Raw genomic sequence first — 15,154 nt, 5'->3', positions numbered from 1 at the left:
AAACATAGATAAGGAAATAATATCTAAACGGGGAGACTATGTTCAAAAAAATTAAATCAAACAAAGGTTATATATTTACATATGAAGCGGTGATTGTTGCTTTTATTTTCCTTAGTATTTTTTATGTAAGTTATATGGTTTATAGCCATAACATGCTAACTGCAATAGAAGAAAAAAAAGATACTGAAAAATTTCATAAGGCAGTGTTATTAAAAGACTTATATCTAAAAAAATATGAGTTTCCTGGAGAATATACTGAAGATTACATCCAAAACTTCACAGCTAAATTAAACTTAAAAGAAAAGACGTTTGACCCTTGCAACAATTTTACAGAAGATTTTTCTAAGTTTTACTTTATAATCCACTCGAATAAATATGATGAAATGTTAGATGACGCCGCTAAAGATAATAACTTTTCCCTAAATAAAATAACATTTACTTTTAATGGAGATAATTTCACAGTATATTCAAACGTTACAACAAATTACACTCTACCAAAGATTTTGAGTGGCGATACAATAGTATACTTCAAAGAAAACGCTTATATTCCAAAAATAACAGGAACTACAAAAAATACGAATGAAATAAAACTATATGGATATAATGGGGACCATATATATTTTAAATTGGATGCTAATGTTGTAAGAGCATCTGCAAGGATTATTATAAACAATGAAAATATGTTTAGTGAATGGAGTGGCTGGAAATATGCCTCCCCTATATTGGTAATAAATAACTTGAACCAGAATTTGGAAGGATATTGTATAAAAGTAGTATTTGACTCAGCAGCATATATAGCAGAGAATCAAATGAATAAAAACTGCAGTGATATTAGATTTATAGACGAAAATGGAAACGAACTACCTTATTGGATAGAACCAAATACTATAAATACACCACATACAGTAGCGTGGGTAAAATTAGATTTAGCTCCAAAAGAACACAAAATAATATATATGCTCTACGGAAATCCTAATGCACAGTCAAAAAGTAATGGAGAAGCTACATTTTTATTTTTTGATGATTTTTCAGAAAAAAACTTAGATAAGTGGAATTATAATTTCAATAATCCTTTATTTACCGATACAGTTTATAATAACGGCATAAATTATACCTATTTAAACTTAGATTATAGCTATTATAACATAAAAGGCTTAACTACTGATGTAGATGTTCATATAACTACCCCATACGAATATAGTAGTAATATATCAGTAAGATTTCATGCAAACTTCCACAAAAGATATGAAGAGTGGGGAGGGTTTTATCATGGAAATACCATATACGATAGACAAATTATATCAAACTATCATTGGGGAGGAGAGTATTTAAGGTTTGAATCTTCTAAAAATAATGAAAATGAAATAGAATATAGAATATTGCCTGATAGCTTATATAATACTTGGCATACCTATGAAATACAAAGAAATGGGTCAAATTCTGTGAATCTAATAATTAATGACAATGAATTTTGGAGTATATCTAATTATATATATCCTTACTATTTACCTGTTTCATTCTACGCAAGAATGTTTGATGATAGCCAAAATTATGGGTATATTCCACCAGAAGATGAAAGAAATGGAAATATAAGCATAGACTGGGTATTTATTAGACCATACTATGAACCAGAACCAACAGTTCAATGGTTTTCATCTGATGTAATTTTCACTGTTAATGGATATGTATATAGAAAGCCCTTATTTTCTATGTTAAGGGATATTGACATTACTCCAAACATTAAGAAAGGGATAAATAAGATTGAAATTTTAAACAGCCCTTTACCTGTTGAATTTAGAATAGAAACTGATAGTAATACTAATTTTTACTACTTAACATTATCTCCAAGGAATATCACCATTATGGTGAAACCATGATTAATAGCATAGATTTAGCTATTGGTACCGTCATTCTACTTATTGGAATGGCATATTGGACAGTATCTATTGTAGAACACAATAATAACTATGTTGATATGGTAAAAACTGACTATATATTCGATAAGGGCATAAGTATAATGGAACATTTATCCGAAGATGGAACCTTAGAAAATGCCGTTCTTTTATACTATTTTGGAAGAGTTAATGAATCTAAAAAACTTTTAGAAGATAGAATTCCTTTAAAATATTATAAATTATATATTGATGGAAATCTACTAATTAATAATGCAAATGGAGTTTATGAGAATAATAGTGTATATGTTTTAGCAATCTTAACTTTAAACAGAAGTGAGGGATGGTATGTAATATATGGTGATGAAAATAATATAAATATTTCAAATGAAAGGTTTCTTGACTATGACGAGGCATACGCTGCATATATGGATTTTGAAATTCATATGCCAGTTTATTTATCAAAGAATATAACTTCATCAAGAGTTGAATTGTATATATTAGGAAATTAAAGGTGTTGTTTCATGTATTTTTCACAAAATGCAATAATCTTAGTCATGTTGGTATTTGTAACCTCAACAGTACTATATACCACTCTTGAATACAAAACAAAAGCAATAGAGGACGAAATATCGATAAAAAAAGTAAGTTTATATGAAGACAACATAATAAACACTTTGGAAAGGAATATCGATAAAATTGTAGAAGACGCTTTTATAAATACAAGCTATAAAATAATGAAAAAACGACAGTTTTTTGAAAGTTCGGAAGATGCTGTAAATTATATAGCAGAATGTATTAAAAATGAAATTAATAAGACACTTTACTGTGTAAAGGAAAATTACGTCAATATAACATATAATATTACCACCCCTGAAATAAACCCAACAGAAAACCCTGATGTTGTTAATGTTAAATTTACAGTAAATATTGAATATAAAAAGAAATTAAACAATGGAGAATTAATCGCTTCAAAGCCATTAATTATAGATAAAGATGTGAAATTATCAAGAATTCCCGACCCATATGTTTACTTAAATAAATTTTACTATGAATGGGGTTACTATAAAGTTATAAATGTGAATAATTTCCCAAATGATAATAAAAACCATACATTTTGCATAATACTAAACAATACTAACTTTAATTATAACCACATGTATAATTCTTCATCACCAAGAGAAATAAGAATAATAGGATGGAATTCAACAAGCAATAAATGGAATGTTCTTTTACCTTATTGGGTGCAAACTTGGAAAGAAGGAAACTATGAAACATCTGTAATTTGGGTAAGGTGTAGTAGAAGCAATATTAATAATGGGCAAATACTTTTACTCTATAACTCAACAACAAAAGTAGATAGACAAAATCCTGATGAAACATTTATATTATTTGATAATTTTAATTATATGAATTATGAAAAATGGACAGTTGTTGGAGGGTATTATATAAATAATAGTATTTTAACAGTTCAAGGGCTTGGTTCAAGTGTGTATTCCAATAAAATGTATGGGACTGGATTTGAATTAGTATTTAAAGGTAATTTCACACCAATACATGCTCAATCCGTTGGGTTTTTTACACCTTTAAGTGACTGGATTGGAGTAGGATGGGTATACAAAAATGAATGGGCAGGAAATGTTTTGTATTTCTACAATGGTTCTGGAGATGGTTATTATAATGCAGGTAACGAATCGATAGGTAATTATTACATATATCGAATGTTGAGAAACAATGATGGTAGTATGTATGGATACATAATGTACGATAATTTAACCCCAATTAAAATATTTGACCCTACAAGCGGAGATTACCATGTTTCATCAGACACTTCATCATACCCAATCTCAATCAATACTTTAAGTAGTAGTGATGCAAAAGTTTCAATAGATTGGATATTTTTAAAAGATATAAATGATATCACAACCACTGTTAGTAATGAAGAATATACAAACCCTGACTATAAAGAAGAAAAACCAAAAACTTTCACTGGAACTATATACTATGGAGACCCTACTCAATACATATTAGTTAATAACGGCTCTTATTCTATAATTGGCCTATATACAAATAAAACAGATAGTTGGGGTTCAGTAGGGTATAAACCACTTATAGAAGAATAATTAAAAATCTTAAAATTCACTTTTTACAAGCTTAGATGCTTCAACCATATTTTTTAATTTATTAAAGGCAATATCTATCGGTAATAACCTCATTCCGCAGTCAGGGTCTATTAAAATATTTTCAGATAAATTTTTATTCAATTTTTCATTATTTTTTAATATTTCCATTCCTTCTTCTATTAAGCTTTTTATCTCTTCAACACTTTCAACTTTCTTAATTTTTGTATTTATACAACCAAAGCCAACATTCTTTTCTATACTTTCTAAAATATCCAAGTTTTTTCTATTAGATGCAAATTCATGGTCTAAAATATCTACATTAAATTTATTTAGTTCGTCAATAATATTATATACATCCCCACACACATGCATAGCAAATGTTATATCTAAACCATTAACTATAATATCTATAGCTTTCCTTGCAACATCAAAATCATACAAACCAGTTGATAATATCGGTTCATCAATTTGTATTATTGGGACATGCTTTTTTAATGCTTCAACCTCCTTCCTAAGGGCTTTAGCAATATCATAAATTAAATTCTCATCTCTATTGTCTGAATAATAGCTCTCAACCCTAACAGATGAAGCTATTGTGCAAGGCCCTGTAATAATTCCCTTAACTTCAACATTAGGATTAAGTTTTTTAGCTATACTCTTAGCATATAAAATATCTTTTAGTGTTATTGGTTTTATGAACTCTACTCTACCAACAACTCTTTTTCCATCAAAACCATACATGTTGTTTGTGAAAATCTCAACCATATCTCCTCTAACTTGTCCATCACTTATAATACCAATTCCTGCTTTAACTTGGTCTTCAACAGCTTTCTCAATAGCATATTTATATTCATCATACAGCCCAAATGCTTTTTTTACCTTATCTAAAAATGTTTCTTCCTTTTTAACTACTGGATAACTACCAACAACTGTTGTTATCATCATCTCACCAACTTTTTTATAAATAGAACTCTCGTATTAAGTATTTATATATAACGATACATTATATTTTTAATTATAGGGACTTACAAGAGTAACAATACACGTAAAGATAAATCTATTGTCACTACTAAAAAATTATTGCTATTCTATCTAATTTTAGCATCTATTATGTAAAAAACAATAAAATGGAAAAAACTAGTTTTTATGAGGGGAATAATATATTCTTTAGCAAAGAAAGTGTTAAACATCAGATACATCTGAATAGGTAGTAAAACTCTCCAAAAATGGAAGATAACTTATTACATTATAAATATATTGATTTTCAAAGATTTAAAAAGATGAAGAAAATTCCTCATTAGAAAAAAGAAATTTAATTAATAACCTTAGAGAACATATATATCCTTATCTAAAATTATGGGTCTAATAACTATTAAAACTAACGAGATGATATAAATATTAGTTTTCATAATACAAAACTTCTAAAATAATTAAATTTATATAGGTAATTTGATATTTAATATTATATATTCCAAAATTCTTTATTTATCGGTGGGAAAAAATGGGAACATACAATATTAGCCCAGATTTAGATCCAAGAAAAGATCATGTACTTTATAAAGATAATGAACACATGGTAATTTATTTAGGAACTTCTTCAGGAGGGAGCACCACTGGCAGCTATAGTGATGTTGATGTTAATAGTTATCTGATAGTAAATAAGGGCAAAGGATTCTTATTAGACCCAGGAGGATATAGAATATTTCCAAAAGTCCTTTCAAATATTTCCAAATACATAAACCCAAAAAATGTTGAATATGTTTATATGTGCCACCAAGACCCAGACGTGGCAGGAAGTATTCCCCTTTGGAGGACATTAACTAATGCCAAACTTGTAACCAGTTGGCTTTGGATAAGGTTTTTACCACACTTTGGATTTGAAGATGTAGAAAGTGTAGCATATCCGCTACCTGATGAAGGAGAAACTTTAAAATTTGGCTCGACAACTTTGGAGTTCATACCTGCACACTACCTTCACAGTCCAGGGCATTTTACAATATATGATAGAAGGAGTAAATTCTTATTTACTGGCGATATTGGAATAGCAATGTTGGAAGAGCCCATATTAGTGGTTGAGGATATGGAAAAACATATTCAGGCAATGAAACCACTTCATGAACGTTTAATGGCAGGTAATGCTGCAATAAAATGTTGGCTTAGAAAAGTTCGTGGTTTGGATATTGAAGCAATTTTACCACAACATGGGGGAATAATTCCAAAGAAACATATCAATAGATTCTTTAGTTTCCTTGATAATTTGAAATGTGGTGTTGATTTATTGAGGTGACTTTTATGGACATAGATGATATAATAAAAACATCAGAAGTTCTTTCAAATGCTGTAAGATTGGAGGCAGGTAATAAAGAGACATCAAAAATAATAAATGAATTAGCAGAGGAGATTAGTGGAAAATTCTTGGAAAATAATATTGCCATTATCAAAAACATTGAAAAACTCTCAAATATTGTAAATGAACTTGAAAAATTTAGAAATGATTTTTTACCATTTTTCCAAAAGCTTGAAACTTTTGCAAATGAATTTAACAAACTTGTTAAAAATTTGGAGTACATATCTGAAATAAGCAATTCAATAAGTAAAGTAGCAAAACAAACTAATTTAGTAGCATTAAACGCATCAATTGAAGCCGAAAGAGCTAAAGAATTCGGAAAAGGTTTTGCAGTTGTTGCTGATGAGATAAGAAGAATGGCTGTTCAAACGATGAATCTTACAAAAGAAATTAAGAAATTTAACTCTGAAGTAATGGATGAATTAGAAACTTTAAAAGAAGTTTTAGATGTTATAGACAAAATAAAAGAGGGTACAGAAATTTTGGGTAAAGATATAAATGAAATTATTGAAATAAGCAATATATTAGACAAAATTTCAAAAGAACAAGAACATGTAGTTCATGACATAAAAGGTCTAAGTGGAATATCAATAGCATTAGAAGCTCTCAGTGAAATGCAGGAAAAATTTAACAAAGATTTAAGTGAACTTCTAATTCAATTATCTACTAAATTTTCTAAGGAACAGGAAGAAAATTAACCCAATATAATTAAAATTTGTATGGGAAGTTTTTTATCGATTCTTTCATTGTTTCTTCATCAATATATTCTTTATTGCCAATTGTTAATAGCTTTTTTTATTTTTTTCAGATATTACTTCAGGATATCTTTTTAATAGGACTTTCGCAGGAATAAATTTTTTATTGACGCAATGACGCCTTTGGCGTCAAAGTTCCAAATTTAACATATAAACTGCGAAAGCCCTATTTTAATGCAATATTTAAACATCTTTAACATCCTCATCATCAACAGAAATCATTTAGTTTCAAATACGAAAACTTCTATAAACCTTAACTAATTATTAACAATTAGGATGTGAAATTATGAAAGTTAAGGTGTTAGATGCCTCAGCTATTATACATGGATACAATCCAATTATAGAAGAGGGGGAGCATTACACAACCCCAGAAGTTCTGGAAGAGATTGAATCAAAAAAAATTATTGTTGAGCAGGCATTAGATTTTGGAAAATTGAAAATAATGAGTCCAGATAAAGAGTATATAAAAAAGGTTGAAGAGGTTGTTAAAAAAACAGGTGATAATTTATCTCAGCAAGATATTGGCGTTTTGGCATTAGCTTTAAATTTAAATGCTATTCTATATACAGATGATTATGGTATTCAAAATGTGGCTAAAAAATTAAATATTGAAGTTAAAGGAGTAGCTTTTGAACCAACAGATAAAGATTTTGTTTGGAGAAAGGTTTGTGAAGGTTGTAAAAAACTTTATCCAGTAGATTATAGAGAAGATGTCTGTGAGATTTGTGGTAGCCCACTAAAAAGAAAAATGGTAAAATCAAGGTTAAAAAAGAAAAGGAAGAGAAAATGAAAAAGTTAAGAGCTAAGACAAAAGAAGAATTAATTGAGAAAATTAAAAGTTGTGATAGTGAAGATGAGGTTTATATAAACTTAGAATTAGATAGGGATATTGCTATTGCCCTATTAGAGAACTGTGAGCCAAAGAAAATATATTTGCCAAAATCAAAATATAAAAGGTCTTCAAAAAAGATTATAAAGGCATTAGAAGGAGTTGATGTTGAAGTTATTCCAATAAAGGCAAAGACAGGAAGACCTACAAACGTAGATAAAATTATTAAAAAATATCTGGACAAAAAACCTAAAGAAATAGCTGAAATAACAGGCATAAACTTAAAGACGGTTGAATATCATTATTATAAGCTGAAAAAGAAGGAAAAATCTTAAATAGAAATTAGATGTAACTTATTGCCAATGGTGATAGAATGCTCAAAAAACTCATAGTAAAGAATTTTAAAAGCCTACATGATTGTGAAATTGAATTTGGAAAATTTAACGTAGTTATTGGAAGAAATGCCTCTGGAAAGTCCAACTTAGTTGAAGTTTTTAAATTATTAAGAAAAATTTATGTTGAAAGAGACCCATTTCCATTTTTAGAGTGGTGGGGATACAACAACATAGTTTGGCAAGGAATGGAGGAACTACCAATAACTATTGGTTTGGTGTTTGATATTGAGGGCTATGAGGTTTATTTTGAAACAACCTTTACTGGTGTTGGTGGAGGTTTTAAAATACTAAGAGAAGTTTTAGAGATGAAAGGCTATTTTAAACTAATAAAAGAAGAAAATACCATTATTGTTGAGCATAATAAAAATTGGATAGATAAGGCATTTTCAAATATATATTATGATGCTTATGCAAATTGTGGGCATCCAAATAAAGAAGATGTTTTATACCAAAAAATGGAAATGAATTTGAAAATGGATAATATTTTTTCTCTAATAATACTCTGTAATAAATTTTCCAAAAATTCGTATGTTTATGGTTTAATTGATGAAAATAAAAATATTTTTACAGTTAAGATATTTTCACCAGAGGATATAAGAGAACTACAATGGCATATATTAAGATTGATTGAAACTTTGATGTTATTCAAACCCATCCATATAAAAGAACTAAAAACACCAAAACCAGCAAAAAAAGAAATAACACTAAATGAAGACGGAAGCAATTTAATAACTGTCCTATACAACATATTTTTAAAAGAAGGAAGAATCCCAGAAGATATTTTAAATCCATTATCAATGATTTTTCCAAACACAAGAATATCTTTTCAATTAACAGACGATGGAAGAGTTTTAATGAAAGTTTTTGAGGAAGGGGTTGAACTATCTCCTCCATCAATTTCTGATGGTTTTTATAAGACACTGTTAATTTTAACTGCAATCTATCTAAAGCCATCAATCTTAATAATCGATGAAATTGAAAATTCTCTCTATCCAGAGGCATTGGAGTTGATATTTGATACTTTAAAGGATTCAGAAAGCCAAATTATTATAACTACCCATTCACCAATTGTTGTTGATTTAACAGAGCCAAAAGATGTTATATTTGTTGATAAAAAGTTTGGAGAATCAAGGTTTATCAGAATTAAAAATCCAGAGAAATTAAAAGAGAAATTAAATGAGTTAGGGCTAAGTTTTAGTGAAGGATGGCTTTATGGAAATATTTTTGATGAGGATGAGGGAGATGAAGAAGAATAAACCCATAAGAGAGGTTGTTTTAATGGTTGAAGATAAATATGGAGGAGAGTTCTTTAAAAGATTGGTTAATGAATTAAATAAATCAGAGTTTTTAAATTACAAAATTGTATTTTCTAAAGTAAGAGGACAAAGAAACCCAATCCACATGCCTTATATATGTAATAAGAAAATGGAAAAACAGATAAAAGCAGTTGATGATTTAGTAAAACCAGATAAAATCATAATAATCTTAGATGGGGACAAAAATCAAGGAAAATACCAACAAAACATAGACAAAGCAAAGAAACACATTCCAAAAAACATAAAAACACCTTATAGCATTGTTGTTTTTGATTATGAAGTTGAAGAATGGATTTGTATAAGTTTAAATATCAAGTGGAGTTCAAAACCGTCAGATGCCTTAAAATCCAAATTTAAATATAAAAAACAGCATCTTTCAAACTACGTTGATAAATTAGATTTTAATAAATTAAAAGGAATAAAATCCTTCAATGATTTTATAAATGCTTTAAATAATTAAAATAGGGGTAGCATGATTTCCGTTATCTTAGTTAATCCAAAATACAGTGGAAATGTTGGCAGTATAGCAAGAGTTATGATGAATTTTGGATTTGATGAGCTTAGAATAGTTGGAGATAAAAGCATAATTAATGATGAAGCTTATATGATGGCAGTCCATGCAAAAGAAATTTTGGATAATGCCAAATTCTACGAAAACTTTGATGAAGCTATAAATGATTTGGATTTTATTATAGCCACTTCAGGGGCAAGAGGGGGAGATAGAAATTTAAAGAGAGTTCCAATAACACCAAAAGAATTAGCAGATAAAATTTTAGAAGTTAAAGGAAATATAGGAATTGTTTTTGGTAGGGAAGATGATGGATTGAGAAATGAAGAGATAGATAAATGTGATTTATTAGTTTCTATACCAACATCTGAGAAGTATCCAATTATGAACTTATCTCATGCAGTTGCAGTTATTTTATATGAGATTTACACAAAAAAAGTTGAAAATAGATTTTTAGATATAAGAATGAGGGAGGCATCAAAAAAAGATAAAGAGTTATTAATAAGAAAGTTTAATGAATTTATAGATAAAAATGAAAAAATCCCTGAGCATAAAAAAGAACTCTGCAAGGTTATTTTTAAGAGATTGGTTAATAGGGCTTTTATAAGTGGAAAAGAGGCATGGACCTTAATGAGTGCATTTAAATAATTAAATTTTAAATAGTTATTTTTTATTTTTTATTCTTTTTCATCCTTAGATTTCTTATTTTTCTTATAAAGCTTCCAAACTCTACAGAATGAGCAGATTCTTCCAGCAGATGTCATCCCACAAACTTCACACTCTCTAAATTGGAAATCCTCTTCCTCAACTTTAAACAGATGCCTATTTTTCATATAGCCAGATAGGAACTGATATTTAATGTTAGGCCTCTCTTTTTCCAACTCATTAAAGTAAGCCCTATGCTTCAAAGTTATTGCTTTCTCAGCAAATCTACACTTAGCAGTTGTAAATGGAATTTCTTCTGCCTCAGCATACTTTAAAATCAGCTCTTCTTCAATCTCAAAGAATATCTTAACCTTCTTTAAAAATTTATCATGAGCTGGAAGAACAGGCTCATGTTTAGCCAAATATCTAATATTCCAATTCAAAATATTATTTAGAATGAAAGAAACTTCATCATCCAAATTATGCCCTGTAACTATAGCATCAAATCCATTTTCATAACCAAATCTATTCATTAGATATCTTTTAGTTGTCCCACATATTGAACACTTCTTTCCCCTAACTTCTTCCATTGTCTTTCCAGTAACATCCTTTAAATTAATTATATGTAAAGGAACTTTCAATTTTTCAGCTAATTTTTTAACAGTTTCTAAAGAAACTTCAGAAAAGCCTTTAATTCCTAAATTTATATGGAATAGCTCAATATTATAACCCAACTTTTTCAAAACCCAAGCTGCTGCATGCCCATCTTTTCCACCAGAGATAGCAACTAAAATCTTTTCATCTTTATTTAGCATTTTATATTTCTCTATAGATTTTTTAACTCTGTTTTCAAAATATTCAACGAAATGTTCTTTACATAAATACATCTTTGGTGATTTTAATTTAACATAACTTTCTTTATCACAAAATTTGCATTTAGCCATGTTTTCACCGTTAATTTGTTATTTTTATCATATAGCAACTTTAGTTTTTAGGCTATATATTACTTCAACAATATAAAAAAATAGAACTCTATTTTAAGAGTAAAGTTTATATACTACTAAAATAATGGTAAATTACACTTGAAATTTTACAAAAAATAGAGTTCTATTTTGAGATGAAAACATGAGGAACCCTATAATAGATGTAGGAGCTAAGGAATTAAGTTATGAAATTAGGGAGATTGTTGATGTAGCTAAGAAAATAGAGGAGTTTGGAGTAAATATAATTTGGGAAAATATAGGAGACCCAGTAGCTAAGGGGGAAAAAATCCCGGATTGGATTAAAGATATTATAGCAGAGATTGTTAAAGATGATATCTCTTATGCTTACTGCCCTACTAAGGGTTTATTAGAAACACGAGAATTTTTAGCCGAGCAAACAAACAAAAAAGGAGGAGTTCAGATAACTGCTGAAGATATTATATTTTTTAATGGATTAGGGGATGCCATAGCAAAGATTTATGGTTTATTGAAGAGGCAAGTTAGGGTTATAAACCCATCCCCATCATATTCAACCCACTCTTCTGCAGAAGCGTCTCACGCTGGCTCACCACCGGTAACTTATTTTTTAGACCCTTACAATTATTGGTATCCTGATATTGATGATTTAGAGAAGAGAATTAAATATAATCCAGCAGTTAGTGGAATTTTAGTTATAAACCCTGACAACCCAACAGGAGCTGTCTATCCAAAAAAAATATTGGATGAGATTGTTGATTTAGCCAATGAATATGATTTATTTATTATTTGTGATGAGATATACTGCAATTTAGTTTATAATGGAAAGAAACAGCATTTATTGTGTGAAGTTATAGATGATGTTTGTGGTTTATCATTAAAAGGAATATCTAAAGAAATTCCATGGCCTGGGGCAAGATGTGGATGGATTGAAATTTACAACGCTGATAAAGATGAGGAATTTAAAAGATATGTTGATAGCATTTATAAAGCCAAATTGATAGAGGTTTGCTCAACTACTCTTCCACAAATGGCTATTCCAAGAATAATGGGACATAGAAATTACAAAAAATATTTAAGTGAGAGGAATAAGTTCTTTGAAAGAAGGTCAAACACTGCCTACAAAAAATTAAAGGATTTGGAAGGAATTATAGCAAATAGAGCTAATGGAGCATTTTACATGTCTGTTGTATTTGAAGATAACTACTTAAATGGAAACAATTCAATAAAAATAGAAAATGAGAAATTGAGAGAATTTATAGAAAATCAAATAAAGGATGCAAATATTGATAAAAAGTTTGTCTATTACTTATTAGCTTCAACTGGAATTTGTGTTGTTCCTCTAACTTCATTCTGCTCTCAACTTAATGGGTTTAGAGTAACTTTATTAGAGAGAGATGACGAAAAGTTTGAATGGATATTTGACACATTAGCTGAAAAAATAGAAGAGTTTTTATCCTAATAGGACTTTCACAGTTTATATATTTAATAAGGCATTTAGATGCCTTTAGGCATCAATATGCAATAAAATATTCATTTCTGTGAAAGTCCTATTAATCTCTCAAATGCCTATAAAACCATGGTTCTTCATAATTCTTTAAATTTTTAACGTAAGGGCAGTCTTTTGGAAAAACACCAGCTAAAATACCTTCCATCACTGTTAAACATCCATGTTTAAATCTATCTTTATAAACTTTACACAGCTTTGTTTCTGGGTCTAAATGCTCACAATATATTGTTTTAATTCCTTCTTCAGTTTTGTAAGCATGCAATATACAACATCTACCACATCTCTCGCATATTTCATCTGGAAACAGCTCTTCACTTATTTTTATTGCTCTATCTTTTTTAAATCTTAATGTATTCAAAGTTATCCCTCTTTAAATTATTGATAAAAATTGGTTTAAGATAAACTGTCAAAATGATATATAAAGGTTTTTGATGGATGCACAATTGTTAAATATAGTCAATCATCAAAATAAAGTTATCTATAATGAATATATAAAAACCCGTAGAGTTTTAAACCTGCCTTATTTATATCAAAAATTTGATGATTGACTATAACTTCTCCTAATTAAATATTCTAAATAACTTATTGAGGGATTATTCATGTTTATGAGAGAAATTGAATTGAGAGGACATATTATAGACAGCTTAATCCTACCTAAGGTTTTTGACAAAATCTTAGATATGGGTGGAGATTATAAAGTTTTAGAGTTTGAAATTGGTAAGAGAAAGACAGACCCAAGTTATGCAAAGATATTAGTTATTGGAAAGGATGAGAGGCATGTAGATGAGATATTAAGCGAATTAAAAGATTTAGGGGCTGAGATTCCAGAGATTGAAGAAGTTGAATTACAGCCAGCTGAGAAGGATATGGTTTTACCAGAAGGCTTTTATTCAACAACTAATCATAAGACGTTCATTAGATTTAAAGGAAAGTGGATAGAGGTAGAGAATCAAAAAATGGATGGGGCTATTGTTGTTTATCCAGATGAAATGAGAGCTGAAGTAAAAACTATTAGAAATATTAAAAAAGGAGATTTGGTTGTTGTTGGACATAAAGGAGTTAGAGTTATCCCACCAGAAAAACCAAGGGAAGCTGGAGGATTATTTGAGTTTATGAAATCAGATGCTTCATCAGAAAAGCCAAAAGAAACAATTATTAGAAAGATAGCCAAAGAGATGTATGAAATTAGAGAAAAATATAGAAAGACTGGGAAAGGAGGAATAGTAGTTGTTGCAGGGCCTGCTATAATCCACACCGGAGCTGGATGGGCTTTAGCTAAACTTATTAGGATGGGTTATGTCCAAGCACTATTTGCTGGAAATGCATTAGCAACACATGACATAGAGAGCGTTTTATATGGCACATCTTTGGGGGTTGATTTAAAGACTGGAAAGAGTGTTCCAGGAGGACATAGCCATCATTTAAGGGCTATAAATACAATAATGAGAGCAGGGAGTATTAAAGATGCGGTTGAGCAGGGAATTTTAAATAGAGGAGTTATGTATGAATGTATAAAAAATAATGTCCCTTATGTCTTAGCTGGAAGTATAAGAGATGACGGCCCATTACCAGATGTTATTACAGATGTTGTTAAAGCTCAAGAGAAAATGAGAGAACTTTTAAAAGGAAAAGATATGGTTTTAATGCTCTCTACTATGCTACACTCAATAGCTACTGGAAATTTACTACCTTCTTGGGTTAAGACAATCTGCGTTGATATAAACCCAGCAGTGGTTACAAAATTGATGGATAGGGGAACTTCACAAGCATTAGGAATAGTTACTGATGTTGGTGTTTTCTTACCAATGTTAATTGAAGAATTAGAAAAATTAGAAAAGGAAAAGGAATCTGAAAAGAGAGAATAATAGAGGGGGA

Annotated in this window: 15 protein-coding genes; 12 read left to right on the top strand and 3 right to left on the bottom strand. The window is 29.3% G+C overall.

Annotated elements, in window-relative coordinates; genetic code table 11:
* Window positions 1–38: 38 nt before the first annotated feature.
* Genes JH146_RS07785 through JH146_RS07775 form a run of 3 tightly spaced genes read left to right on the top strand, consistent with a single transcriptional unit; the run spans window position 39 to window position 4,015 of the window.
* Window positions 39–1,877 carry a DUF2341 domain-containing protein gene (locus JH146_RS07785; protein WP_048202437.1) on the top strand — a complete coding sequence of 613 codons (1,839 nt, stop codon included), beginning with the start codon at window positions 39–41 and terminating at the stop codon, window positions 1,875–1,877.
* Window positions 1,874–2,404, top strand: coding sequence for a hypothetical protein (locus tag JH146_RS07780; RefSeq protein WP_048202436.1), 531 nt, complete (start codon window positions 1,874–1,876; stop codon window positions 2,402–2,404). Before JH146_RS07785 ends, JH146_RS07780 begins: the two co-directional genes overlap by 4 nt.
* 12 nt (window positions 2,405–2,416) lie before the next feature.
* Window positions 2,417–4,015: a DUF2341 domain-containing protein gene (locus JH146_RS07775; protein ID WP_048202435.1), complete on the top strand. Its 1,599-nt coding sequence runs from the start codon at window positions 2,417–2,419 to the stop codon at window positions 4,013–4,015.
* A gap of 9 nt (window positions 4,016–4,024) precedes the next feature.
* On the opposite strand, the gene JH146_RS07770 is transcribed toward JH146_RS07775, so the two are convergent.
* Window positions 4,025–4,957, bottom strand: coding sequence for a methionine synthase (locus tag JH146_RS07770; RefSeq protein WP_048202434.1), 933 nt, complete (start codon window positions 4,955–4,957; stop codon window positions 4,025–4,027).
* Between the two features lie 559 nt (window positions 4,958–5,516).
* Here JH146_RS07770 and JH146_RS07765 point away from each other — a divergent pair.
* The 7 genes from JH146_RS07765 to JH146_RS07735 all read left to right on the top strand — a co-directional run bounded on the left by JH146_RS07765 (window position 5,517) and on the right by JH146_RS07735 (window position 10,813).
* On the top strand, window positions 5,517–6,302 hold the full coding sequence (locus tag JH146_RS07765) for an oxygen-binding di-iron domain-containing protein (RefSeq protein ID WP_048202433.1): 786 nt from the start codon (window positions 5,517–5,519) through the stop codon (window positions 6,300–6,302).
* Between the two features lie 5 nt (window positions 6,303–6,307).
* Window positions 6,308–7,060 (top strand): methyl-accepting chemotaxis protein, encoded by a 753-nt coding sequence (locus tag JH146_RS07760; protein WP_048202432.1) that lies wholly within the window; start codon window positions 6,308–6,310, stop codon window positions 7,058–7,060.
* 343 nt (window positions 7,061–7,403) lie between these two features.
* On the top strand, window positions 7,404–7,907 hold the full coding sequence (locus JH146_RS07755) for a type II toxin-antitoxin system VapC family toxin (protein WP_048202431.1): 504 nt from the start codon (window positions 7,404–7,406) through the stop codon (window positions 7,905–7,907).
* Window positions 7,904–8,281, top strand: coding sequence for a hypothetical protein (locus JH146_RS07750; protein ID WP_048202430.1), 378 nt, complete (start codon window positions 7,904–7,906; stop codon window positions 8,279–8,281). Before JH146_RS07755 ends, JH146_RS07750 begins: the two co-directional genes overlap by 4 nt.
* Window positions 8,282–8,319: 38 nt before the next feature.
* Complete coding sequence (locus JH146_RS07745) at window positions 8,320–9,597, top strand: AAA family ATPase (protein WP_048202429.1); 1,278 nt, start codon at window positions 8,320–8,322, stop codon at window positions 9,595–9,597.
* Window positions 9,584–10,117, top strand: a complete 534-nt coding sequence (locus JH146_RS07740; RefSeq protein WP_048202428.1) for a hypothetical protein — start codon at window positions 9,584–9,586, stop codon at window positions 10,115–10,117. The genes JH146_RS07745 and JH146_RS07740 overlap by 14 nt, the downstream gene beginning before the upstream one ends.
* A gap of 12 nt (window positions 10,118–10,129) precedes the next feature.
* A complete protein-coding gene (locus JH146_RS07735) occupies window positions 10,130–10,813 on the top strand; it encodes a TrmJ/YjtD family RNA methyltransferase (protein ID WP_048202427.1) in 684 nt (227 codons plus the stop codon).
* Window positions 10,814–10,842: 29 nt separating this feature from the next.
* On the opposite strand, the gene ttuA is transcribed toward JH146_RS07735, so the two are convergent.
* The gene (gene ttuA / locus JH146_RS07730; RefSeq protein ID WP_173400844.1) at window positions 10,843–11,754 is read right to left on the bottom strand and encodes a tRNA-5-methyluridine(54) 2-sulfurtransferase; all 912 of its coding nucleotides are present in this window, start codon (window positions 11,752–11,754) and stop codon (window positions 10,843–10,845) included.
* 181 nt (window positions 11,755–11,935) lie between these two features.
* On the opposite strand from ttuA, the gene JH146_RS07725 reads away from it, so the two are divergent.
* Window positions 11,936–13,231, top strand: coding sequence for a pyridoxal phosphate-dependent aminotransferase (locus JH146_RS07725; protein ID WP_048202426.1), 1,296 nt, complete (start codon window positions 11,936–11,938; stop codon window positions 13,229–13,231).
* Window positions 13,232–13,322: 91 nt separating this feature from the next.
* Here JH146_RS07725 and JH146_RS07720 read toward each other — a convergent pair whose 3' ends face one another.
* Window positions 13,323–13,637, bottom strand: coding sequence for a CxxCxxCC domain-containing protein (locus tag JH146_RS07720; RefSeq protein ID WP_048202425.1), 315 nt, complete (start codon window positions 13,635–13,637; stop codon window positions 13,323–13,325).
* Between the two features lie 241 nt (window positions 13,638–13,878).
* On the opposite strand from JH146_RS07720, the gene JH146_RS07715 reads away from it, so the two are divergent.
* Window positions 13,879–15,144 (top strand): ornithine cyclodeaminase, encoded by a 1,266-nt coding sequence (locus JH146_RS07715; RefSeq protein ID WP_048202424.1) that lies wholly within the window; start codon window positions 13,879–13,881, stop codon window positions 15,142–15,144.
* Window positions 15,145–15,154: the final 10 nt, after the last annotated feature.

Source organism: Methanocaldococcus bathoardescens, from assembly GCF_000739065.1.
Lineage (GTDB): Archaea > AGJL01 > Methanococci > Methanococcales > Methanocaldococcaceae > Methanocaldococcus > Methanocaldococcus bathoardescens.
This window is presented reverse-complemented; position numbering and strand designations above follow the sequence as displayed.